The sequence below is a fragment of the Gilliamella sp. LMG 34361 genome, from assembly GCF_984569075.1.
In genome coordinates, this window is sequence record NZ_OZ474903.1 from 2,529,054 (window position 1) to 2,552,741 (window position 23,688).

Sequence of the window (23,688 nt, forward strand, 5' to 3'; positions counted from 1 at the left end):
CCAATGGCAAAAGAAGATAACATTGAAATGCAAGGTACTATTCTTGATACACTTCCAAACACGATGTTCCGTGTTGAACTCGAAAATGGTCACGTTGTTACTGCACATATTTCTGGAAAGATGAGAAAGAACTACATTCGTATTCTTACTGGCGATAAAGTAACTGTTGAAATGACACCTTACGATCTTTCAAAAGCACGTATCATATTCCGTAGTCGCTAATATCGTTATCATACTTGTTATTTTTTAAATTATTAACCAGTTAATTTTCTCTTTTTTAATACAATTCCGTCGACAAACGTCGACGGAAGCACAATTCTAATTTAGCTTGATTAATCCATTTGGGAAAAATCCATCTGATCGTATTTTATCCATTTTGTCTTTTTAACAATCTTATAACTAAAGTAAATAGACAAGAATAATGGAATACCGATGTAAGTTGCAATAACGCCATTCCAATCGATGGTATCTTGTAAAAATGCTTGATAATTTTGACCTAGCGTTATAGTCAAACAAAGTACAAAAGCAAAAATAGGCCCAAATGGGAAAAAACTTGAACGATACGGTAATTTATTGAGATCTCGTCCTTGCAAGACATAACCCTTTCTAAAACGATAATGGCTAATGGCAATACCAAGCCATGCAATAAACCCTGTCATACCAGACATATTTAGTAACCATAAATAGACCATTTGATCTTTGTATAGCGAAGTTAAAAAGCAAAGCATTGCAACTAATGTTGTTGCAAATAAGGCCATATCAGGCACACCTGATGAAGATAACCGACTGAAAATCTTAGGTGCTTTACCTTCTTTAGCTAATGCGTATAGCATGCGTGTTGAAGCATATAAACCAGAGTTACCCGCAGAAAGAACTGAGGTCAAAATTACCGCATTCATAATAGCTGCTGCCGATAATAATCCTGCATGTTGGAAAACTAAAGTAAATGGACTAACACTGATATCAGTTTCATCATTACGCAGTAAGTTAGGATCAGTGTAAGGGATAATTAAACTAATAACTAAAATTGCAAAGATATAAAATAGTAGTATTCGCCAAAAAACTTGCTTCATAGCTTTGGGAATATTTTTTTCGGGATCTTTTGATTCACCCGCCGCAATTCCAATAAGTTCGGTACCTTGGAATGAAAAACCTACAACCATGGCAACGCCAATCATTGATGAGAATCCCCCAACAAATGGAGCATCACCTATTTCCCAGTTTTTCCAACCAGCATTTTCAGCACCTTGTAAAATACCAATTATCATTAATAGACCAACCACAATAAATAATATTACAGTAACCACTTTGATTAATGAAAACCAAAATTCTGCTTCACCAAAGCCTTTTACAGAAATATAGTTCAAGCAAAAGATGATACTTAAGAACAATAAGCTCCATAACCAACTATAAGCACCTGCATCAAACCAATAGGAAATAACTAATTGCGCTGCAACTAAGTCAACAGCAACAGTAATCGCCCAGTTATACCAATAATTCCAGCCAATAGCAAAACCAAAGGCTTCATCAACATAGCGTGCTCCGTAGGTAGCAAATGTTCCTGAAACAGGAAGATAAGCAGCAAGCTCACCTAGGCTAGTCATTAAAAAATATACCATTATGCCGATAATTGCATACGAAAGTAATGCGCCTCCTGGACCTGCTTGTGCAACCGTAGCACCAGAAGCAACAAATAGCCCGGTACCGATTGAACCACCAATAGCGATCATTGCTAAATGGCGAGCTTTCAAATCACGCTTTAATTTTTTAGTCATATCAATTTTCTTCTTGTTAAACAGATTAAATTTACTAAATATCTTAGTTACTATCTAAAATGCTGTAGTTTAGTAACTGATTTAAGCTAATTTATTTCAATATTTATCATTAGCTAATAAAGTGCGTGAAGTGTATCAAAAAAATTTATGTGCGAGATAAATAATTCTAATAATACGGCGGATATGTTAAATATTAGCAATACTTAGTTGCTAGTTAACTGTTCTAATTGAGTTAAATAATCGAACGCTTGATTACGACTCGTGCCACACATTTCAAAACATGGTTTTAGATGGCTACAAACTTTAGGTCTGGTTGATTTACCAAATAATTTACATTGATAATTTTCATCCAAATGGAGACAAGCTACACCTGCTGGTTTACCATTAGGCATGCCGGGCATAACAGATGAGATTGACGGCGCAATACAACATGCTCCACAGTTTTTTCGACATTGGAATGAATCAGCCATTAGATTATATAAATTTGTGTTATAAATTTTATTGGTGACAATAGCAAGTTAAGGGTAAAATAGCGAACTAATTTTTAACTCTATTGAATACGAAGAATGTATTATGGCTAAAGCAAATGAAATAAAACGTGGTGATGCCATCACCTATAACGGTAAATTGTTACTTGTAAAGGAAATTGATGTACAAAGCCCTAGCGCCCGTGGTGCAAGTACGCTCTATAAAATGCGTTTTACCGATGTTAAATCTGGTGGCAAAGTTGAAGAACGTTTTAAAGGTGATGATATTTTAGATACTATCGAACTATTTCGACGTCCTGTTAGCTTTTCTTATATTGATGGTGATGAATATGTATTTATGGATAATGAAGACTATACACCGTTTATTTTTAAGAAAGATCAAATTGAAGAAGAACTTCTGTTTATCCCTGAAGGTGGTATGGATGGTATTCAAGTTTTAATGGCCGAAAGTGAAGTGGTAGCTTTAGAATTACCACAAACAGTTGAACTTGAAATCATTGAAACATCACCAAGTATTAAAGGTGCTTCGGCAAGTGCACGCACTAAACCGGCTACACTCTCTACTGGCCTTGTAATTCAAGTACCTGAATATATTGATAATCACGAAAAAGTTAAAATTCATATTGCTGAACGCCGATATATGAGTAGAGCGGAATAATCAATTAAATCGCGATGAATACATACAATCAAAATAAATTACATAAACGATTGCGTCGCCTTACTGGCGAAGCAATTGCTGATTTTAATATGATTGAGGAAGGCGATCGTATAATGGTCTGTCTATCAGGCGGTAAAGATAGTTATACATTGCTAGACATTCTCATTAATTTAAAAATCAGTGCACCCGTGCAATTTGAATTAGTTGCAGTCAATTTAGATCAAAAACAACCGGGATTTCCTGAAGATGTTTTACCAAAATACCTAGAATCCTTAGGTATTGAATATAAAATTGTTCAAGAAAATACTTATGGTATTGTTAAAGAAAAAATCCCTGAAGGCAAAACTACATGTTCGCTCTGTTCTCGGCTTCGACGTGGTATTTTATATCGCACTGCAACTGAACTTGGTGCAACCAAAATAGCGCTTGGACATCATCGTGATGACATTTTGGAAACCTTGTTTTTAAATATGTTTTATGGCGGTAAACTCAAGGCTATGCCACCAAAATTGATGAATGATTCGGGCGAACATATTATTATTCGCCCCCTTGCTTACTGCAAAGAAAAGGATATCGCTAAATATGCTGAAATTAAGCAATTTCCAATCATTCCATGCAATCTTTGTGGTTCACAACCTAATTTGCAACGTCAAGTGATCAAAGAGATGCTAAATGATTGGGATAAAAAGTTTCCTGGTCGTATAGAAACTATGTTTCGTGCCACGCAAAATATTACCCTTTCGCATTTATGTGATACCAAGCTTTATGATTTCAAAGGTATTAAGAAAGGAGATATTGATGTCAATGGAGGCGATTTAGCCTTTGATCGTGAACAATTGCCACCTATGGTCGGATTTGATTCATCCGAACTCGATGATCAAAATCTAATTCTTTGGAAAGAAGCCAACTAGCAATTAGCTCTTTTCATTAAACCTACTTTTATCGGCGATGATCTATATCGCCGATAACTCACCTGAAAATTATATTTATCGTCTATTATTTAATTGATTATCTTAGAAATAGTGCCATAAAATACACCAGCAAGTTTCACAATATCTATGATCGTCTCCATTAGATATTAAACTGCATAAATTCCCCTCATCAATCAAATCAACAATCTTAACCTACCATAAATATATTCAGGCTAACTATTATTTAAGCCATTTTAACCAACTTTGGTTAACAATCTGTTTTTCTGATTTGAAACAATTGGCATCAACTGTACTTGGTAAAAGTTGTAATGATAATTGATGAATTTCATTACGCATATCGATATAAGCTTTAGTGAGTTGCTCCGCTTCTTGGCTATCGATAATTTGATAATTTGCTGCTAGCTCTAAAATTCGTACGTTATCACTCCATGTAGTCATTTTAGGATATTGATGTGCATAATTGAGCACTAAATATTGGGATAAAAATTCAATATCACCAATACCTCCTTCATCAATTTTTAAATTAAATCGATCAGGTTCAGTCGTACCTAAATGGGCTCGCATCTTTTCACGCATCTGTCGAACTTCGTTTTTTAATGCACTTTCCTCACGTTTTTTACATAAAACATCATGTCTGATTTGATTAAAGCGCTCAATAAGGTCTATTTCACCATAAACTGCTCTTGCTCGAACCAACGCTTGATGTTCCCATGTCCAAGCTTCATGCATTTGGTAATCATAAAATGCGCTTAAACTACAAGCTAATAATCCTGCGTCACCTTGTGGGCGTAAACGAACATCAACTTCATAAAGAATACCGAAGGTTGTGCGTACATTAAATAGGTGAATAATTCGCTGCACCAATCGCAAGTAAAATTGGCGACTATCAATTTGTTTCTCACCATTAGTCATGCTATCAACGGGACAATCATGAAGAAATACCAGATCTAAATCAGAACCATATCCTAATTCTAAGCCACCCAATTTACCATAAGCGATAATAACCAACCCTTTTTGATTATCAGTTAAATGTACTGGCGTTCCATAACGAACAACCATTTGATGCCACGCCATTTGTACAACAAAATCAATTAATGATTCTGCAACATAAGTCAAATGGTCACTTACTTTCATGGTATTTAATACCTGCCCAACATCAGCCGCCGCTATGTGCAGTAGTTGCATCTGTTTGAACTGCCTTAATGCCTCAAGTTGTTGTTCTTCATCATCAACCTGAATTCTCAGTAAATATTGATAAAGTTCACTTTTGTATTCATTAGGTGCAACAGTTTGATAAAGTGAGTTAATATCTATTAGTTCATCTAATAGGATTGGATAATGTGCAAGTTGCTCGCTAATCATTGGCGAGGCACGACATAGTCGAATTAGTTGCTTCAATGCAGTTGGGTATTCAAGCAGTAATTCTAAATACGTTGTTCTACTAACAATATTCACTAATAGCGGTAAAATCCGCGACAATACGATTAGCGCATGCTTATCATTACAAACTGATTCCAATAATCTTGGCATTAGCTGATCAAGGATTTCGCGACCTCGAACACCAATCGTCCTTTTACCAATATCATCACGAAATTGGCATAGCATTTGATAGAGCTTTTCAGCATCATCATGTGCATAGTTGGATAATACCGACGTAACATCACTTAATTGTAAATCGGGTACCCAAAGATCAGCGTATTGGTCGTTGTTTACGTTATGTGCTGTTTCTGTTGATTCATCACCGATAAGCTGATTGAATATTTGTCGAGTAAATTGCATTCTTCTAGTGAGTTCTGTTACAAATTCGTTCCAGTTACTAAAATTCATGCCGATTGCTAAACGTATTTGGTCTAATTCATCTTCTGGTAGAGTTTGCGTTTGCTCATCATGTATCGCTTGTAATAGGTTTTCACAGCGACGTAAGAAGAAGTAGTTTTCTCGTAGCGTATTTACTTCATTAACATTAAGTAGGGATTCTTGTTCAATCACCTGTAGCGCCGATAATAGGGAACGAGTTTGTAAACCAACAACTCGGCCACCGCGAATAAGTTGAAAAACTTGTACGATAAACTCTATTTCACGAATACCACCTGCCCCAAGTTTGATATTATTGGTTAAACCTCGACGACGAACTTCGCGTTCAATCATGCTTTTCATATTTCGCAATGATTGTAATACACTGAAATCAATATAACGGCGGTAAACAAACGGTTTTAACATTTGGTAAAGCTCTTTGGTGTAAGGATCTTGCTGATCACCCAGTATTTTAGCTTTTACCATGGCATAACGTTCCCAATCTCTACCTTGTTCTTGATAATAATCTTCCATCGCAGAAAAACTCAAAACTAGTGGTCCACCATCGCCAAGCGGACGCAAACGCATATCAACTCGGTAAACAAAACCATCTTCGGTAATTTGGTCCAAGGCTTTTATTAATCGCTGCCCCAAACGCGTGAAGAAAACGGCATTGTCCAATTCTCTCCTGCCACCTAGTGTTTGTCCATGCTCAGGATAGGTAAAAATGAGATCAATGTCAGATGAAAAATTGAGTTCACCGCCACCTAATTTTCCCATTCCTAAAATAAGTAAAGGCTGTTTAAGTCCTTGTAAGTTACATGGCGTTCCCCATTCTTTACAACTAAGTTCATAAAGCCAATCTCGTGCATTTACAATAATCACCTCTGCTAAGTGAGTAAGTTGCAATAAAATTTGCTCATCGCTACTTGTGCGGGTTAATTGTGACCATTCTAGTCTCAGCAAAATATAGCGCCTAAATAATCTTAGAGCTTTCATTAATGTTAGTTCATCAAATACCGATGCTAATTTTTCAGTTAACCATTGTTGATAGTAACATCTTTCATCAGCTTGCGGGGGATTATTAACAATGTCTGTTAGCCACTCTGGATAGCGATAGAAAGCATCAATAATAAAATCACTTTGTAGCAAAATATCAAGGTTATCGAGCACCTCTTTTGCATCACATTGTGATAATTGGGAGATAATTTTCTGTTTTTGCTGATCAATTAATGGTGAAGCTAGCGATATAGGCTGAGACATAATAAGCACTCACTTAAAATAGTTACATGTTGATGAAATCACCTAATTAACTATTATAAATGACTTTTTAAGTTCACCTATCTTTTTATTAAACAAATCTCGAAAAACAGTATTGATACTTTTTCGCAATTTGTTTACCGATAAAACTATAGCAGTTGACTATCGTTAGGTCTTATTTTGCTTGTTTACCTTATCATTGTTATAACTTAACGGCCAATAACAATGTTATATTCTTTGATTCGAATAGCGGGTTAATGTTTATCAAAAAACAGCTTTGTCATCTTTCTTACCAATAGACAACTTGAAATCAACAAAGTAATTAAAAACATCCATAAGTAGAGCAATTTAAAAGTACTAGAGATAATATTAAATGGTAGAAGATTATAGATATAGTTGTAAATATATAGAATAAGTACTAATAAAAAGCAGTTTAATATAAAGGTAATAAGCGAACTAAAAATTACCTTTTTTATAGCCAAAATTTCTGTTACCGCTGTAAAGCACTTTCTTAGCAAGAAATAACCAATTAAATTTACTATTGATAAAAATATCGCCAATAAGACTATAGCGAAAATCAGGTAACTTAAACTGTAAAACATATCATTGAAAAGTAACAAATATGACATCGTTATAAAGAAACAGTTATAAAAACAGATGAATAACACCATATGTAACTTCTGACTTTCTGTTTGGGTTAATATGATTTCGTTACAGATATAATTTTTTTTGAATAATTTAATACTAAGATAAGTATAAAGTGTTATACAAAAATAAATAATGAGATACTTAGCGAGATGAAATATATATTTCGAAAAATTATCTGCATCATTAATATTTAAAAATCTTAGTTTAGACACAATCCAATCATAACTATAAGAGTAGTAACTCCAGCGAAAAACCATATCGCTTAATACTATAAATATGGCAACTAAGAAGGTATTAATAATGTTTTTCCGATTAATTATGGAAATGGAATACTGATTAAATGCTATTGTGGAAATAATAAAAAGAACTACTGAATTAGGTATTTGAAGTAAAAAATTGATTAAAACTTGCTTAACAATTTTCAAGGCAATTTGATCAGTCCCAACATATAACGATATAAAATCGTTATCAAATTTAGTAAGATAAATAACGGTAAAAACACTATATAATAACCAATAAAATACCACTAATAATAGTGGTAATTTGAAGAGGGTTGTTTTCATTTTAATTCGTATACCTATTTTTTATTTATTTCAGCCATTAACAACAATTTGAACTTGTTATTCACCTCGCAATAAGCAAACTGTTTAATCGAGTCAATAAATGGTATCGCCATTTGCCACTGTTTAAATTCAGGCTCAATTTGCAGATTTTTGTTAATAAGTATCTCGTTTATTTGAATAAGTAGCTGTTTATAAAAAATTAAATCATTATTTGCTAAAGCATATTCTTCATTTTGTTGCCAAAAGTTTAGTAGACCGGCTAAATCTTGCTCAATTTGTGAGGAAAGAATAGTAGGAGTTAAGGTTAAGTTATCTAATAAACGATAGCCCCGAGAAGCTTTACTTTGAGAAAATAGATGTAAGTTAAAGCGACTTAATTCGATCGCAAAGTTGAGCAAATCTTGTTTATTGCCTTGTTTGATTTCTAACTCTACCTCTTGTATTGGCATAGATTGACCATTTGAGGTAATTTTCCCCAAATCTAAAGCAACTTCAATTTCGCTATTGGCAAATGAAATCAGCCAAGTTTGCCGTTTAAAATTGGTGGTAAAAAGAGGCCTTAACTGCGTTAATCCATTAGGTAATGCCTCTTTCGGTAGGACACTTAAATCGAGCTTATCATTAGGTAAAGGTTGGTTAATTTCAATGCGTTCATGTAATCCACCTACAGAATTACCTTTTGATTTTAAGGTAATTTCAAAACACTTACTTTGCTCAGTTTCTGTAGTTCGAATTCGAAGACCACAACCATTAAGTCGTAAAAAATGATCTTCAGTATCGTAATAAGTGTTAGTCAGATTTAATTGACTAACCAAATGTTGTTGCGATGAAAACTCGGCTTCATCACAACAAACCCATTGATTTAAGTAATTTTGTAACTGCTCTATATCACTTTGATTGATTTGAAACTTTAATTCAATTTCGTTACTCATTTGTCTGTTTTTTATCAGTTATTTTGCTATATGATATACTGATTAAGTTGATAAATATAGCCTGTCATGAAGTAATCGAAAATGTCTGTTTTTGTAAACTATAAAGCTTGGTAAATAAACCATTTCTTGCCATTAATTCATGATAATTACCTTGTTCAACAATTAAACCTTTATCTAAGACAATAATATTATCCGCACCGACGATGGTTTTTAGGCGATGAGCAATAACAATCACGGTTCGATCTTTGACTAAATTAGCAATTGCTTCTTGAATATAAACCTCATTTTCTGGATCTAATGAAGCTGTAGCTTCATCAAGTAAAATGATTGGCGCATTTTTTAATAATGCTCTGGCTATTGAGATTCGTTGTCTTTCACCACCTGAAAGCTTACTACCGTTTTCACCGATTAATGTATTCCAACCATCTGGTAATCGAGCTATAAGTTCATCACATCGGGCTATTTTAGCTGCTAGTTTAACTTCCTCATCACTAGCATTATGCTTACCAATTCGAATATTATTCATGATGGTATCATCAAATAGTACTACCTGTTGAAAAACAAAGGCCATTGAGTGCATCAAGGTTTCGGGATCAATCTGTTTAATATCCTGATCACCAATGGTGATCGTCCCCGAATTGACATCCCAAAAACGAGCAATCAATTGCAATAAGGTACTTTTACCGCTACCTGATGGTCCAACTAATGCCGTCATTTTACCTTCCGGAATAGTACAACTTAAATCATTGATAACACTGGTTTGGTTATAGGAAAAGTTAACATGATCAAGATTGATAGTAAAATTGTCAAAAGTCACATCATCTTTACCTTCCATGATTGATTCAGTTTGCAGACTCTTCATTCTGTCGGTAGAGACAAGCATATAAAACAGTTCAGGTAATAATGTTAAAACCGATATCAAAGGGCTGTAAATCCGAGAACTAATAATGATAAAAGCGATAAAAGTAATTGGATCCAAACTACCGGTAACCATCAAATTAACCCCTAGGAGTACAACAATGCCTAAACCGACTTGCAATACCATGGTAGACAAGGTGACAATAATGCCACCTATTCCTTCAAACTTAATTGACGCCCACATCATATTTTTAAGGGCTTGATCTAATCGTTGGAATTTTTTACCGCTTAATCCAAATCCTTTTATAATCTTTATACCTTCAAGATATTCTTGAACTTCGCCTGATACAGCTAATTTGGATTGAACATGTTTTTCCCCTAATTTTTGCTCTAACCTTTTACCGACAACAACAATAATAATAGCAATTGGCAGGGTACAAAAGATAGCGCCAGCCATGCGCCAATCATAAAATGCTAATAGACAACATGTTATAAAACTACTTAAAGAATAACCAATCAATTGTGGTATTACATGGCTTAGCATGTTTTCTATAACGGCACAGTCCCCCATAATATTAGTTGTGAGCTCTGAAAGATCTTTTCGATTGAAAAAGCTAAGCGGTAGTTTTCGAATCTTTTCAGCAACTTCAATTCGGGTATTCGCTGCTTGACCAAAAGCATTAGTATAGGTCTTTTTATATTCTCTTTTATAACATAGTAAGAACAATATTGCTGATACACCGCCTAAGCCAGCCATCATCCAAAGATAATAAATATTTACCGGTATTTGACTAGTTAATGGTTCAATTAACAATATGATTGTTTGTAATAAAATGATAAAAGGTAACATTAATGACAAATTGGAAATGCTACAAGCTATTATAGCTTGATTAAGATTTCTACTTTCGATATCAGACAACATTAAGATTTTTTTAAACATGTGCCACCTCATCATTGTGACTAGAACCATCCATCTGCCAATCTAACGTTTGTTTATAGTATTGCCACATTTTGTAATAGGTTTGCTGACGATCAATGAGTTCGTCATGGGTTCCCTTCTCAACAAGGTTACCTTTATCTAATACTACAATCTGATCTGCATCTTTTATTGTCGATAAGCGATGGGCAATCATAATTACGGTTTTACCTTCCATCAAAACTTTTAAGGCAAGTTGAATTTTGTATTCATTTTCAGGATCAGCAAAAGACGTTGCTTCATCTAAAATCAAAATAGGCGAATTTTTAAGTAAAGCACGTGCTATTGCTAAACGTTGCATTTCTCCTCCTGAAAGATGCATTCCTTTAGCGCCAATCACAGATTGATAGCCATCAGGTAGTCTTTCAATAAATTCGTGACATTGAGCAGCTTTAGCTGCGGCAATAACTTCATCTAAACCGGCATCTGGTTTACCGATTTTGATATTATCTAAAATAGTTTGTTTAAAAAGAAAAACATCTTGAAACACAAAACTTACTAGCGATAATAAATAGTCACTTTTCATTTGCTTAATATCCACACCACCAATCGTTATTGAACCTTTATTTGGATCAAAAAAACGAGGAATGAGCAAAGAAATTGTACTTTTACCACTTCCCGACAGTCCAACTAGTGCGGTAGTAGTTCCCTGTTTGGCATCAAAAGAGATATGATTCAAAGCATTATTTTCTGGGGCTTCATTTGTCTTATTTGCATCATAAGCGAAAGTAACCTCATTAAAGCAAATATCATAATTATCGACTTCAAGACCAGATTCTGGTTCAACCAATGGCTTGGTATTTAAAATATTATCCATATTTTCAACACTTTTCACTGCTCGTTGTAAACCTTGTGAGACATACAAAAGTTTAAAAAATGGTGCTGGTAATGCTAATGAGAAGATTAAATAGAAAATAGAGGCCAAAATAAAATTCGCATAATTATCAGTCACACCTAATAACAAAATTATTACTGGAACAATAAAAAGATAGATGTTATTTAAGATAAGGATAAAAAATGCCATATGATATTTGAAGCAATTAATAAACCTAAGGCAATATTGTTCATAGGCTTTAATTGATTCATAAAAACGTTTAAATGAGAAAAACGTTTGGTTAAAAGCTTTGACAACCGTTATTCCTCGAATAAATTCCACCGATGCATTACTCATATCAACAAGTCGCTTTTGAAACTCTTGCATATTGTTTTTGATATCTTTGCGACGGTAACCGCTGATTAACACAATATAGGCTAAAATAATTGGTACTAACGTTGCTAATCCTAAACGCCAATCGAAAAAGGCTAAAATAATTAATATAATCACAGGTGTTGCAAATGATCCAATGATATCTGGTAATTGATGAGCAATAAAAATCTCAATTTTTTCAATATCATCATCTACAATTTTTCGCAATTCCCCACTCGAATGTGAACTATAAAATCCTAGTGGTAAACATGATAAATAGCGAACAAAATTATATTTCAAATGATAGAGTGTTTTAAACGCTGCAATATGTGAAAAACAGAGCGCAAGAAAATTAAAAAAGATTGAAGACGCAGCTGCAATAAAAGCCAACCAACCATAATTAATGACAAGCTCACTATTTAATAGTTGATGATTAACTAGCGCCGATATTATTTCGTAAACAATATAATAAACTGAAATAAAAGGAATAAAGGCTGCAGCAACACTCAGGATTGAAAATAAACAAGAAAAAATAATTATTATCTTATATCTAAATGTGAGTTGCCAAAGCCTATAGCTGGAATTACTTGTTTTCATTGAATAAGCACTTTATATCCGAAATAATAATCATTATCAATTATAAATTATGAAATAACAATTACTTTCATACATTATATGATTTATCTTCACTATTATTAGGATAGATATTATCTTAGAAAGGAAGGTATCCTATTTTGGGCAAGCTTTAAAATAGGATAATAAAATTAGGTTATTAGTTAGAAAAAATTAAAAATAGTTTATAATAATTATTTAACTACACGAAAAGGATTAGCCGGTTTGGCTTTTTCTGATGGTTTATTTATACCTTCCCTTAAGGTTTTATAATATGGCTCATCTTCAAATCCCATCCCTACTCCGTTTTCACGCGCATAGATAGCTTCAATGGCGGCCATTGGTACCACAATATGTTGCGGAACCCCAGAAAATCTAGCATTAAATTCAATTTGATCATTAGTTGCCAAATATTGACCTACTGATTGAGGAGCAATATTAAGTACTATCTGACTATCCTTCACAAACTCTTGTGGTACTAATACTCCATTAATTGAAGTATTGACCACAATATAAGGTGTTAATTCATTATCTAAAATCCAGTCATAAAAAGCCCTAAAAATATAAGGGCGACGAGGAGTCATGTTATTAAGTTCCATAACGGCTACCTTGTATAATTGTTAATCTGTCATTAGATAAAAATTTAGTTTTATGCTCTTATCTTTCGTTCATCTTCAGTTAGAGAACTTATAAAAGCAGGACGTTCGAAAATACGTGCCATATACGAAAGATAATTTTTCTCGGCAATTTTCGGCAATTCAATACCGATCATCGGTAAACGCCAAAGCAACGGCGCAAAATAACAATCGCACAAAGTAAATTCATCACTCATAAAATAATCTTTTTCTTTAAACATGACAGAAATAGAAACTAAATCATCTATTAAATTTTTACGAGCTTCTTTAGCTTCACTACTATCAGGATCTTTTAAGATTGTTTCGTAAGCACTATACCACTCTTTTTTAATGCGATACATTGTTAAGCGAGAATTAGCTCTAACAATTGGGTATACCGGCATTAATGGTGGATGAGGAAAACGTTCATCTAAATACTCTAATGCTATATGTGGTTCATATAGAGTAAGGTCACGATCGATTAAAGTTGGAATTGAACCATATGGATTGAGATCCAATAATTCTTGAGGTAAAGTATCTGTTGTAACAAACTCAATCTCAGCTACTACCCCTTTTTCTGCCAGCACAAAACGAATCTGATGGCCGTAAATGTCAGTTGTATCACAAAATAATGTCATCACAGAACGTTTATTAACAGCGACAACCATATTCACTCCAGATATGCAAAATTTAAAATTAGTTTTTATATGGTTACTATTCTAGCAAATTGGATAACAAATTTGTTAAAAAAAATGTATTTTCTTTTTGTTTTTTCTAAAAATAGTATTTTTTGAACTTTTACTAAAATCAATACAGTCAGAATAAAAACGAAAAAAATAATTATCTTATTGAATATATTATAATTTAAATAAAACTAAAATTAGTGTTATTGTAATTCGTTTAGAATTGTAATAAAAAACCCAGTATAGACTGGGTTTTGAAGCAAATTTGTATAGCGTTGCACGTCGGGTAAGGACACAACATTACTGTTGCGCCCTCCCCTAAGAACTGTACGAGCGAATTTCTCCGCATACAGCTCAAGCCTTTCAATTAACTTTAGTAAGCCAGTTTCACTACCTCTAATTTCAGTGCATGAACTTTTTTATGGCAAGTAGGATGAAGTAATACCCTATTTTTGAGCGTGTCCATCCCTCCGTGCATTTTGTAGATAATATGATGGTCATGCCACCCCGTCTCTTTTGTGATTGGGAGTTGGCATAAACCACAACGTCCTTTTTGTGTCTTATACAGCATACTCCATTTGTGTCTGTGTGAAAATTCTTCATACATCCTTTTCTGGTGTAGTGTTTCCCCGTATAATTCCCATTCTGGTAAAAATGGGTTATAGTCCGATTTTACCTTGATATGTCGTTTGATTGCTGTCTTGCTACATTGCAATAATTCAACCCATTTATCCATACCATGACGGTCTTTTATCATTGTGCCAAAGTTCCATACCCGAGTTGCGGTTGTTTTAAAGTATTTCTCTTTTATCCAACGTTTACCCTTTTTGTTATGTCTTCTTTTGCTCCAATTCCAAATCGCACGCCATATTAATGCATCCATTCGCCCATATGACTGGCTCGCTGCTTGACTTCGGTGATAGTTAGCCCATCCCCTTATCATTGGATTGAGTTTCTTTATTAAGTCTTCTTGTTTCGCCATGCTTAACTTTTTAATCTTATCCCTTACCTTGCTATAGAATGCTTGCACATTCTTTTTACTCGGCTTGATGATAAGTTTGTCGTTAAACTGTCTCACCGTCCAACCTAAAAAGTCAAAACCCTCCCCGATATGCATTACTTTCGTTTTCTTCTCTGATAGCGTGAGTCCTCTCTCTTTGAGAAATTCCTCCACTACAGGAATGACCTCTTCTTCCAGTAATTCTTTCGATATCCCTGAAATAATAAAGTCGTCTGCATATCTGACCATGTACGTTTTATGTTGCCTGATTTTCCTGCTCGCTTTCTCACCAAAGTGATTGGCAAGCTCTTTTTCTAAGCCATCTAACGCCATGTTTGCCAGCGTTGGCGAGATTATCCCACCTTGCGGTGTACCCGCCTCCGTCATCTTCACCTGTCCCATATCCACAACGCCCGATTTTAACCACTTCGTTAATATCCGCTTATTCATTGGGATATTTGCTATTAACCAATCATGGCTAATGTGGTCAAAACAGCCCTTTATGTCCGCATCTAATACCCACTGCGCAGGTTGGTTTGTCTTCCGCCCTTTGTGTGAGAATATCCGATGTATATGTGTTATCGCATCTACCGTTGACCGATTAATACGAAAACCATAAGAGCCTTTGTCCGCCGTTGTTTCCGAAACAGGCTGTAGGGCAAATAGATAAAGCGCTTGCATTGCTCTGTCTTTCATGGTTGGAATGCCCAAAGGACGCTTCTTTCCGTCAGACTTGGGGATATACACCCGTTTTAATGGTTGCGGTTGATATCCTTTATTTGTCAGCATTGCAATAGCTTTCCATTTTGCCTCAGCTGTATTCCAAGTTACCTTGTCTACACCCGCTGTCCTTTTACCTCTATTTTCAGTCACTCGCCTTACCGCTAATTGCTTAGCATAAGTTGAGCGTGTCAATAATCTTTGCAAGCGTTTAACCTTGCGCCAATCATTTTCAAGTGTCGCTTTCGCAATCCGTCCCTGCAATCCTTTAACATGTCTTGTTGCTTTGACCCAATCAATATTGTGCCATTGCCTCGCCATGTCAGAGGTCGCTGGAGCTGGACTGCGTTTAATGTTTCCATTATACTTAGTGTACTCTTTCATACTTACCTCTTGATACAAGAAGTAGCAGAAATTACTTGATAAGGTATGAATAACTACCAAAAGAACTACCACGTTACATGTGGTAGTTATTCAAAAAATCAAATAACTCTACCACGTTGTAACATGGTTAATGATTGAGTTTTGAGCTTGACGAATGTTTCACAGGTGAATTACTTCCCAATAATTCATAAACTGTTAGGCATTCGTTAACTCATCCCTCGCCTAAAATAATTTATTAGTAATTACCCACCAAAGGATTAGCTTGTCATCTTGCGACGAAAGACCAGTTAGAAGTCTGCACCCTTTCGAGTTAGGTCATGTTTCATACCCTATATCGACCATTACAGCCAATCATTCGCTTTCTCTAACCTCCCTTACCTGCACGCTCGACAGCATCACTTACGCTCTGCCTGCCGACCCCAATTTTGCGCTCTATATACGATTGCTGAATTGTGGGCGGCAAACGTACAGGCTTAACAAGTTCCATTATTGTCACACGAATAGTGAAGATGCAGACTGTTCACCGATAGTCATATTGATGGCGTATTCCCACGTTAAAAAGGAATAACCGACTACGTCACCTTTTGGTCAAAGCCTGTCAGTAGATTTGGCTCTTTCAGCATTACGGTGTTTATCATCTGTTCACATTACATTCATCTTTCTATTCAGCCTAGCCCCTCACAGCATTCTACTTGCCATTACTTAATCAATATTTCACAATATAGATTAACCTTGCTATTCCTCAAGGGGGTACATTGTCAGGAAGCTTCGTACCCAGTTGTTGCCAACTACGCACTATCCCTAAGCTACTGTCAGCCATATGACAGGTTGACTATTAATCCAGTTTATTTCTATATACAGGATTAATTCAACAATGACAATAATAGCTTACGCACTTTTGCATTAAGTATAATGATACAAGTGCGGAAACTAAGCCTTCTATCGTTCTAAATAAGCACACAATGCTTTTAAAAAATGATTAATTTTATGGGAACCACAAAATTAATCTTTACGTACTGTTGTAGATACTAAACAAGGATTTAATTTATAGATTATGCAGTCCTAAACTAAACATTGCTTCATATTATTTGAGTACATTTATTTAATTAACAATTCAATAATATCTATATTTGACTACTTATGGCACAATACCAGTAAGTAATACAAAGACAGTATCATCTTATTATTAAAGATAGAATTAATAGAATATAGAATATGCTGATTAGCATTTTTAAGATAAAAATATAATTAGTACTTTTAATAACAGCACCAGTTATATTTCTTTTAGATTTACAAACAATAACACAAGAAAAATATATTATCTTTTCCTGTTATGTGTTAACACTGAATGTTAACGTTTTCTTATCTCCTAGCCTTTGTTCGTTTCTTTCTATCTTGAGATTGAAGACGACCAACATGACCCACTACGGTAAAAATGACCTCAAACATTATTAAACGTTCTTAATAATGGAGAATTCATTTAAATTACCTCGCTTAAGACAAGTTAATTTCGATAACACCAATATTATTGATTAACCTAATTCACATCAAGGATGTCCTTGAATAGATTATAATATCCCAATAATTATTAACAACTTACTGTTGTAAGTGAATTGCCAAGAAGATATTTACAATTGCTTATCTCTTATCAATTCATTAATATACTCAACTTAATTGAGTTTCTTTTTCTTTATTGTTTCCTTTGCTTTACACATTTGAAACAAATTCTTATTATGCTATTTGCATTCGAGATTCAGTAGATTAATATACTATAATTAGTACATTACTACTAAGGCTCTCTCGGCTAAGCTACCAACTATACCTTAATGCAAGTATAAAGAGGTTGCCCCGTAGGACAACTTTCTTTTTAAACCTTGTAATATATGAAAAAAAATCCATATAAAACAAGGCACAAGCGCTACTTGCCGCACTTAACGTTTGCTGAATTGTGGACGACGACGTGCTTTGCGTAGACCCACTTTTTTACGTTCAACTTGACGTGCATCACGAGTAACAAAGCCCGCTTGACGTAATGAAGAGCGTAAAGTTTCATCATATTCCATTAATGCACGAGTAATACCGTGACGAATCGCACCAGCTTGACCTGAAATACCACCACCTTTAACAGTGATGTAAAGATCAAGTTTGTCAGTCATTTCAACTAACTCTAAAGGTTGCATAACAACCATACGAGCTGTATCACGACCAAAGTATTGCTCTAATGAACGTTTGTTAATAATGATATTTCCACTACCTGGTTTAATAAACACACGAGCAGCAGAACTTTTGCGGCGACCAGTACCGTAATATTGATTATCAGCCATCTTCTATCCCCTTAAATATCTAATACTTGCGGTTGTTGTGCCGCATGATTGTGCTCATTACCAGCATAAACTTTTAGTTTACGGTACATTGCACGACCAAGAGGACCTTTCGGTAACATGCCTTTTACAGCAATTTCGATGACTTGTTCAGGATGACGTTCAATCATTTCTTTAAAAGTCGCTTCTTTAAGTCCACCGATGTAGCCAGTATGACGATAATAGATCTTATCTGTGCGTTTTTTGCCTGTTACAGCAACTTTTTCTGCATTGATAACGATAATATAGTCACCTGTATCAACATGTGGTGTATATTCTGCTTTGTGTTTACCACGCAAACGGCTTGCGATTTCAGTAGCTAAACGACCTAACGTTTTACCTGCTGCATCGACAACATACCAGTCGCGTTTAACTGTTTCTGGTTTAGCTGAAAAAGTACTCATTTGTATTTATCCAAATTTTAATTAATCTCACGTTAATAAATCATCTGATTTATTTACACTTTTTGATTGCTACTATTAACTAACTAACCCCTTCAAGTCGTTAAGCCAATTCTGACAATCGAAAACAGCGTTGGGAAAACGCTGTTGTAACGTGGGTGGCATTATTATACAGAAATATTATAAAAGCGCTAGAATTTATAATAAAAAAAGCGTAGCGATAAAAAATGGTAACTGCTACACTTTTATCTAACATTGAATAACACGATAAAGATTGATGAAAAACTTAATTCAACTTACTGAAAAAGATTATATAAGTAAAGGGTTACACCGTAAATGCTATCATCATCCCGAAGATCTTAATAAATGTATCAAGGTTAATTATAATGACGGAGCTGAAGAAGAAACAAACCGTGAAATTGCCTATTATAAACATCTTATAAAACGCAATATCTCATGGCACGTATTAGCAAAATATTATGGTCCAATTACCACTAACTTTGGCCAAGGTCATATTTTTGAACTCATTCGAGATTATGATGGAAAAATTTCTATTCCATTAGAAAAATATCTTTCCGACGAAGCGTTAACTAAACAATATTATGCAGCGTTAGTTGTATCACTTAAAGCATTAAAATCAGCATTGCTTAAAGATCGAATTATTACAATGACGATTAAAAGCAAAAATATTTTATTTCAGCATTTATCAGCCGAAGAAAATCGTTTAATTATTATCGATAACATTGGTAATTCGACCTTTATCCCTATCGCTAATTATGTAGGATTTTTTGCAAAAGCCAAAATTGAACGCACATGGCAACGATTTTTATCATCACTTATTCGAGAAAATAAGCATAACACATTAATTACTAAGTTAATTGATGAATTGAATCATTAAGTCTGACTTCGGCAATGGTACCCTTTTTGTGGTCATGCCGATTTCTTAAGGTAAAATGCCCATGATGTAATTTAGTAATACGATTAACTATACTTAAACCTAGTCCTATTCCATCATGTTTACGATCCATTCTGAAGAAAGCTTGAGTTAATTTTTCGGTTTTTGACTCATCAATACCATTACCTTCATCTTTGACCGCTATTACAATTTCTTCAATATCTTTATAGAAACAAATAGTAATTTTACTATTATTCGGACTATATCGATAACTGTTTTCAACTAAATTACGAATCAGTAAACGAATCAAAGTCGCATCACCATTAAAAGTAATATTATTGCTAAGAATTTGCCAATCAATACATTGCTGTTTTTGTTTAGCCAACTCCGTTAACTCATCAAAAAGAAGAATTTGAATATCATCATGGAAATTAATTTTTTGATATAGACCTAAAGTAAACTTTTGACTTGCCCGAGCAAGCATTAACAGTTGCTCAACAGTATTAACCAAACGATCTATTCGTTCAATTAATTCATGACAATCTATTTTGTTTTTAGTTTCCAATAACTCTAAATGCAGACGAATACCTGCTAATGGTGTTCTCATTTCATGAGCAACATCAGCAGTAAATAAACGTTCTTGAGAAAGAGTATTATTAAGCCTTTCAAACAAATTGTTTAATACCATAGTAATAGACTTAATTTCACGCATATTACTGATTGGATTTATTGGTTTAAGATTATCTTCAGTTCGTTGATTAAGATCTTTTTCGAGTACCTCAAGTGGTTTTGTAATCCATTTAATTGCCTTATAAGCTAAAAATAAGGTTACAACCATCATGGAAAATGCAGAACAGAACAATGCGAAAATTGCTTCCAACTCTTCGTGTTCAACCACTTCATCAATTTTATTTCTACTCAAGGTTAAATTGACTAAGACATCAATTTGTTCTTTACTTTCATGCCACAACCAAAAAACCGTGATAATTTGGCAAATTAACATTATTGCACCCAAAGTAAAAAATAGGTTCCAACGAATACTATGACGGATGTTATCCAAAGACTTTTCAATCATAAATTTGCCATTTAATAAATTTAAAATAATAACTAATTATCAATGTTGAGTTGATAACCATAGCCACGTACAGTTTTAATTAGATGTTTACCTATTTTATTCCTTAACGCATGAATATAAACTTCAAGGACATTTGAACTTGGATCATTTTGCCAATCATATAGATCATTTTGTAACAAGCTTCGATGCACTTTTTCACCCGCTTTTAACATCAGTCGAGTTAGTAAAATAAATTCTTTAGGCGTTAAAATCACTTCTTGATTATTTAAAGTGACTTTTTGCTGTTTTATATCAATCGAAATAGGACCATAATTAACCACATTATCAGCAGTACCTTGATTTCGACGAATTAACGCCCTAACCCTGGCTAATAATTCAGTTAAAGCAAAAGGTTTAATTAGATAATCATCAGCGCCATGGTCTAAACCTTCAACTCTATCTTCAATAGTATCGCGAGCGGTTAAAATAAGAACTGGAATACCTATATTTTTTTTACGCCATCTGGTAAGTAACGCTAAACCATCACAATCAGGCAAACCTAAATCAAGAATAACTAAACTAAACTGTGCAAACTCAACAAGGTCTTCAGCTTGCTTACCATTAGATGCAACCTCGCAAACATAACCGTTAGACGTTATCGCATCATATAACCCTTTTTGTAATAAACTATCATCTTCTACTATAAGAATTTTCATTATAGTGTTACCTAATGTTGATTAAAAAATATTACATTTACATCTATTATACGCTTTACTATTTATTGCCCAATACATTAAATATATTCATTTTATTTAAATAGTTACCATCTAACTATTTAAATCTATTGGTGCGTATAAATCCTATTTTTTTGACTAAATAAGTCGATATGAAACTTAACAAAATGCCAACCAAAATATCTAATGGCCAATGAACACCTAAATAGATCCGACTCCAACAGACAAGCAAGGCAACAACTGTACATAAATAAGCTAACGCTTTAAACTGTTTTTTATAATTCAGATAAATCGAGAAACAGATAGTCCAAACAAAAACAGCATGCTGACTAGGAAGCGAACTCGTTTTATCATGAGTTAAATAATTAGTACCAATGTTTAGTACAAATGGTCGTGGTGAATAAAATAAATGTCGAATGATAAAGGTTACGATTAAAGCTAACGCTAATCCTAAAGCAATTTTTATAATCAATTGTCTATAAACTGGTTTAAATAAAAAACATATTCCCAACATCCCAATAGGAACCAGTATTAAATAATCAGCACAAAAAATGGCAAAAAGAACAAATAATTTGGAAGCTTGTTCTTGAGCATTAATTAATAAAAAAAGATGAGTGTTCATATCAAGCGACATACAACAACCTATAATAACAATGTTTAGTTGTAATTTAATAAATAAAGCTTAAAAGAACCTTAATAATGATTTTGAACATTTACTGGAGGATATTTATTCATAATTAAATATTGGTCTATTTTTTCGAGTAAATAAATGATATTTAGGTAACACAGATATGGCAAAATCAAGTGCAGCACAGATAATAAAATAAACGATAATAACAAACAAAAATATTTCAGTTGGATAAATCATACTTCGATTATTAATTTGGGTAGCAATGAATGTAAACTCTGCAACACCTACTATATAAGCTAAAGACGTATCTTTAATTAATGATACCCATTGATTAACAAATGAAGGTAACATCATTTTTAACGCTTGTGGCAAAATAATAAAAATGATGACTTGTCTTTTATTTAAACCTAACGAAAAAGCTGCCTGCCATTGTTCTTTAGCAATAGCAACCATTCCCGCATGCACAGAATGACCAATATAGGCCCCACCAATCAACGATAAAGCAAAAATAACTGTCGCAATGGCCGGTACATCAACATTCAATAGCACGGGCAATAAAAAATAAGTCCAAAATATAAGCATAATGACGGGAATAGCTCTTAAAAAGCCTAATACAATAATTAAAAGTTGGCGTAAGAATCCTCGATAAACAGTCAAACCGATACCAGCGAAAATCCCCAAAATAGATGAAAAAATAATGGCAGCAATACTCATCAACAATGTTAAAACAATGCCGCCAGGAAAGTTACCCCACGTTAGATAATCTAAATTATTCCAAATAACTTCAAAACCTTTAAAGTCCATAATGCATTAGACCTCATTTAACCGCTTTGATTGATAAATATTGCCAAGGGTACCTACAATAACAATGGCTAAAATATATAAAAAAGTTGCTATCGCAAAATCCTGAAACGTTTTTAGTGATTCGGTTTCAACTTGACGAGAAACATAGGATAGTTCCAATACGCCAATTGCCATCGTTAATGAGGAGTTTTTTATAATATTCATATATTGACCAATTAACGGAGGAAATGCAATACGAATGCCTTGCGGTAAAATAATAAATCGCATACTTTGCCAACGAGTTAGCCCTAAGGCTAATGATGCTTGTTCTTGCCCATGACTTACACCGAAAATCCCTGCACGAAATTCCTCTGCAATAAAAGCACTGGAGTAACAGGTTAAACCAATTAACCCAATGATAAATTCGAAAGAAGGCATTTTCAAAGTAAAAAACAACAATTGAATTTGTGGTTCATCAAATAACCATAATTTAAATTCCACAGGTAGCAAATTACCTACACCAAAATACCAAAAGAAAAGTTGTGGCAATAATGGAGAATATCGAAAAATGGCGTTATAGCTAATCACAACCCCTTTGATAATTTTGATATGACTTTGTTGAGCAATAACTAGCAAGAATCCTAATATAGTGGATAAACTGATGGTTAAAGCCGAGATAGCAATAGTGACTAAAAAACCATCCCACAACCACCACAAATAACGTGGCTCTAGCAATTGCTCATACAT

At 34.0% G+C, this 23,688-nt stretch carries 20 protein-coding genes; 4 read left to right on the forward strand and 16 right to left on the reverse strand.

The window, feature by feature from the left end:
• The first annotated feature begins 3 nt into the window (after positions 1–3).
• Positions 4–222, forward strand: coding sequence for a translation initiation factor IF-1 (gene infA, locus AC5LXI_RS11885; protein WP_025315083.1), 219 nt, complete (start codon positions 4–6; stop codon positions 220–222).
• Between the two features lie 110 nt (positions 223–332).
• Here infA and AC5LXI_RS11890 read toward each other — a convergent pair whose 3' ends face one another.
• Positions 333–1,799 (reverse strand): amino acid permease, encoded by a 1,467-nt coding sequence (locus AC5LXI_RS11890; RefSeq protein ID WP_493444301.1) that lies wholly within the window; start codon positions 1,797–1,799, stop codon positions 333–335.
• Positions 1,800–1,978: 179 nt separating this feature from the next.
• Positions 1,979–2,245, reverse strand: a complete 267-nt coding sequence (locus tag AC5LXI_RS11895; protein ID WP_493442523.1) for a YkgJ family cysteine cluster protein — start codon at positions 2,243–2,245, stop codon at positions 1,979–1,981.
• A gap of 103 nt (positions 2,246–2,348) precedes the next feature.
• Between AC5LXI_RS11895 and yeiP the strand changes: the two genes are divergently transcribed.
• Both yeiP and ttcA read left to right on the forward strand, forming a co-directional pair.
• Positions 2,349–2,921, forward strand: a complete 573-nt coding sequence (gene yeiP, locus AC5LXI_RS11900) for an elongation factor P-like protein YeiP (protein WP_493442524.1) — start codon at positions 2,349–2,351, stop codon at positions 2,919–2,921.
• Between the two features lie 14 nt (positions 2,922–2,935).
• Positions 2,936–3,832, forward strand: a complete 897-nt coding sequence (gene ttcA / locus AC5LXI_RS11905) for a tRNA 2-thiocytidine(32) synthetase TtcA (protein WP_493442525.1) — start codon at positions 2,936–2,938, stop codon at positions 3,830–3,832.
• 240 nt (positions 3,833–4,072) lie between these two features.
• Here ttcA and glnE read toward each other — a convergent pair whose 3' ends face one another.
• From glnE to rplM, 9 genes are all read right to left on the reverse strand, one after another.
• Complete coding sequence (gene glnE / locus AC5LXI_RS11910) at positions 4,073–6,910, reverse strand: bifunctional [glutamate--ammonia ligase]-adenylyl-L-tyrosine phosphorylase/[glutamate--ammonia-ligase] adenylyltransferase (protein ID WP_493442526.1); 2,838 nt, start codon at positions 6,908–6,910, stop codon at positions 4,073–4,075.
• 1,222 nt (positions 6,911–8,132) lie between these two features.
• A complete protein-coding gene (locus tag AC5LXI_RS11915; RefSeq protein WP_493442527.1) occupies positions 8,133–9,050 on the reverse strand; it encodes a CYTH domain-containing protein in 918 nt (305 codons plus the stop codon).
• A 64-nt stretch (positions 9,051–9,114) separates the two neighbouring features.
• Positions 9,115–10,848, reverse strand: coding sequence for an ABC transporter ATP-binding protein (locus tag AC5LXI_RS11920; RefSeq protein ID WP_493442528.1), 1,734 nt, complete (start codon positions 10,846–10,848; stop codon positions 9,115–9,117).
• Positions 10,841–12,667, reverse strand: coding sequence for an ABC transporter ATP-binding protein (locus tag AC5LXI_RS11925; RefSeq protein ID WP_493442529.1), 1,827 nt, complete (start codon positions 12,665–12,667; stop codon positions 10,841–10,843). The genes AC5LXI_RS11920 and AC5LXI_RS11925 overlap by 8 nt, the downstream gene beginning before the upstream one ends.
• Positions 12,668–12,876: 209 nt before the next feature.
• A complete protein-coding gene (locus AC5LXI_RS11930) occupies positions 12,877–13,281 on the reverse strand; it encodes a ClpXP protease specificity-enhancing factor (protein WP_493442530.1) in 405 nt (134 codons plus the stop codon).
• Between the two features lie 50 nt (positions 13,282–13,331).
• On the reverse strand, positions 13,332–13,964 hold the full coding sequence (locus AC5LXI_RS11935) for a glutathione S-transferase N-terminal domain-containing protein (protein WP_493442531.1): 633 nt from the start codon (positions 13,962–13,964) through the stop codon (positions 13,332–13,334).
• Positions 13,965–14,352: 388 nt separating this feature from the next.
• Positions 14,353–16,083 (reverse strand): group II intron reverse transcriptase/maturase, encoded by a 1,731-nt coding sequence (ltrA, locus tag AC5LXI_RS11940; RefSeq protein ID WP_493442532.1) that lies wholly within the window; start codon positions 16,081–16,083, stop codon positions 14,353–14,355.
• 1,931 nt (positions 16,084–18,014) lie between these two features.
• On the reverse strand, positions 18,015–18,407 hold the full coding sequence (gene rpsI, locus AC5LXI_RS11945; protein ID WP_065561853.1) for a 30S ribosomal protein S9: 393 nt from the start codon (positions 18,405–18,407) through the stop codon (positions 18,015–18,017).
• An 11-nt stretch (positions 18,408–18,418) separates the two neighbouring features.
• The gene (rplM, locus tag AC5LXI_RS11950) at positions 18,419–18,847 is read right to left on the reverse strand and encodes a 50S ribosomal protein L13 (RefSeq protein WP_065566227.1); all 429 of its coding nucleotides are present in this window, start codon (positions 18,845–18,847) and stop codon (positions 18,419–18,421) included.
• Positions 18,848–19,121: 274 nt separating this feature from the next.
• Here rplM and AC5LXI_RS11955 point away from each other — a divergent pair, with 274 nt between their 5' ends.
• Positions 19,122–19,742, forward strand: coding sequence for a YrbL family protein (locus AC5LXI_RS11955; protein WP_493442533.1), 621 nt, complete (start codon positions 19,122–19,124; stop codon positions 19,740–19,742).
• Here AC5LXI_RS11955 and pmrB read toward each other — a convergent pair.
• The 5 genes from pmrB to AC5LXI_RS11980 form a co-directional block, all read right to left on the reverse strand.
• Positions 19,714–20,814, reverse strand: a complete 1,101-nt coding sequence (pmrB, locus tag AC5LXI_RS11960; protein ID WP_493442534.1) for a two-component system sensor histidine kinase PmrB — start codon at positions 20,812–20,814, stop codon at positions 19,714–19,716. The genes AC5LXI_RS11955 and pmrB overlap by 29 nt on opposite strands.
• 32 nt (positions 20,815–20,846) lie before the next feature.
• On the reverse strand, positions 20,847–21,509 hold the full coding sequence (gene pmrA, locus AC5LXI_RS11965) for a two-component system response regulator PmrA (RefSeq protein ID WP_493442535.1): 663 nt from the start codon (positions 21,507–21,509) through the stop codon (positions 20,847–20,849).
• Positions 21,510–21,624: 115 nt separating this feature from the next.
• Complete coding sequence (locus AC5LXI_RS11970; RefSeq protein WP_493442536.1) at positions 21,625–22,161, reverse strand: undecaprenyl-diphosphatase; 537 nt, start codon at positions 22,159–22,161, stop codon at positions 21,625–21,627.
• A 93-nt stretch (positions 22,162–22,254) separates the two neighbouring features.
• Positions 22,255–22,962 carry an amino acid ABC transporter permease gene (locus AC5LXI_RS11975; protein WP_493442537.1) on the reverse strand — a complete coding sequence of 236 codons (708 nt, stop codon included), beginning with the start codon at positions 22,960–22,962 and terminating at the stop codon, positions 22,255–22,257.
• Between the two features lie 6 nt (positions 22,963–22,968).
• Positions 22,969–23,688: an amino acid ABC transporter permease gene (locus AC5LXI_RS11980; protein ID WP_493442538.1), complete on the reverse strand. Its 720-nt coding sequence runs from the start codon at positions 23,686–23,688 to the stop codon at positions 22,969–22,971.

Excerpts from the sequence above, each read along its gene's own strand:
- ltrA (WP_493442532.1), bottom strand. The coding sequence starts at position 16,083 with ATGAAAGAGTACACTAAGTATAATGGAAACATTAAACGCAGTCCAGCT.
- AC5LXI_RS11915 (WP_493442527.1), bottom strand. The coding sequence starts at position 9,050 with ATGAGTAACGAAATTGAATTAAAGTTTCAAATCAATCAAAGTGATATA.
- pmrB (WP_493442534.1), bottom strand. The coding sequence starts at position 20,814 with ATGATTGAAAAGTCTTTGGATAACATCCGTCATAGTATTCGTTGGAAC.
- pmrA (WP_493442535.1), bottom strand. The coding sequence starts at position 21,509 with ATGAAAATTCTTATAGTAGAAGATGATAGTTTATTACAAAAAGGGTTA.
- AC5LXI_RS11925 (WP_493442529.1), bottom strand. The coding sequence starts at position 12,667 with ATGAAAACAAGTAATTCCAGCTATAGGCTTTGGCAACTCACATTTAGA.
- AC5LXI_RS11895 (WP_493442523.1), bottom strand. The coding sequence starts at position 2,245 with ATGGCTGATTCATTCCAATGTCGAAAAAACTGTGGAGCATGTTGTATT.
- AC5LXI_RS11930 (WP_493442530.1), bottom strand. The coding sequence starts at position 13,281 with ATGGAACTTAATAACATGACTCCTCGTCGCCCTTATATTTTTAGGGCT.
- rplM (WP_065566227.1), bottom strand. The coding sequence starts at position 18,847 with ATGAGTACTTTTTCAGCTAAACCAGAAACAGTTAAACGCGACTGGTAT.
- AC5LXI_RS11955 (WP_493442533.1), top strand. The coding sequence starts at position 19,122 with ATGAAAAACTTAATTCAACTTACTGAAAAAGATTATATAAGTAAAGGG.
- glnE (WP_493442526.1), bottom strand. The coding sequence starts at position 6,910 with ATGTCTCAGCCTATATCGCTAGCTTCACCATTAATTGATCAGCAAAAA.
- AC5LXI_RS11975 (WP_493442537.1), bottom strand. The coding sequence starts at position 22,962 with ATGGACTTTAAAGGTTTTGAAGTTATTTGGAATAATTTAGATTATCTA.
- AC5LXI_RS11980 (WP_493442538.1), bottom strand. The coding sequence starts at position 23,688 with ATGTATGAGCAATTGCTAGAGCCACGTTATTTGTGGTGGTTGTGGGAT.
- AC5LXI_RS11920 (WP_493442528.1), bottom strand. The coding sequence starts at position 10,848 with ATGTTTAAAAAAATCTTAATGTTGTCTGATATCGAAAGTAGAAATCTT.
- infA (WP_025315083.1), top strand. The coding sequence starts at position 4 with ATGGCAAAAGAAGATAACATTGAAATGCAAGGTACTATTCTTGATACA.
- AC5LXI_RS11970 (WP_493442536.1), bottom strand. The coding sequence starts at position 22,161 with ATGTCGCTTGATATGAACACTCATCTTTTTTTATTAATTAATGCTCAA.
- rpsI (WP_065561853.1), bottom strand. The coding sequence starts at position 18,407 with ATGGCTGATAATCAATATTACGGTACTGGTCGCCGCAAAAGTTCTGCT.
- AC5LXI_RS11935 (WP_493442531.1), bottom strand. The coding sequence starts at position 13,964 with ATGGTTGTCGCTGTTAATAAACGTTCTGTGATGACATTATTTTGTGAT.
- yeiP (WP_493442524.1), top strand. The coding sequence starts at position 2,349 with ATGGCTAAAGCAAATGAAATAAAACGTGGTGATGCCATCACCTATAAC.
- ttcA (WP_493442525.1), top strand. The coding sequence starts at position 2,936 with ATGAATACATACAATCAAAATAAATTACATAAACGATTGCGTCGCCTT.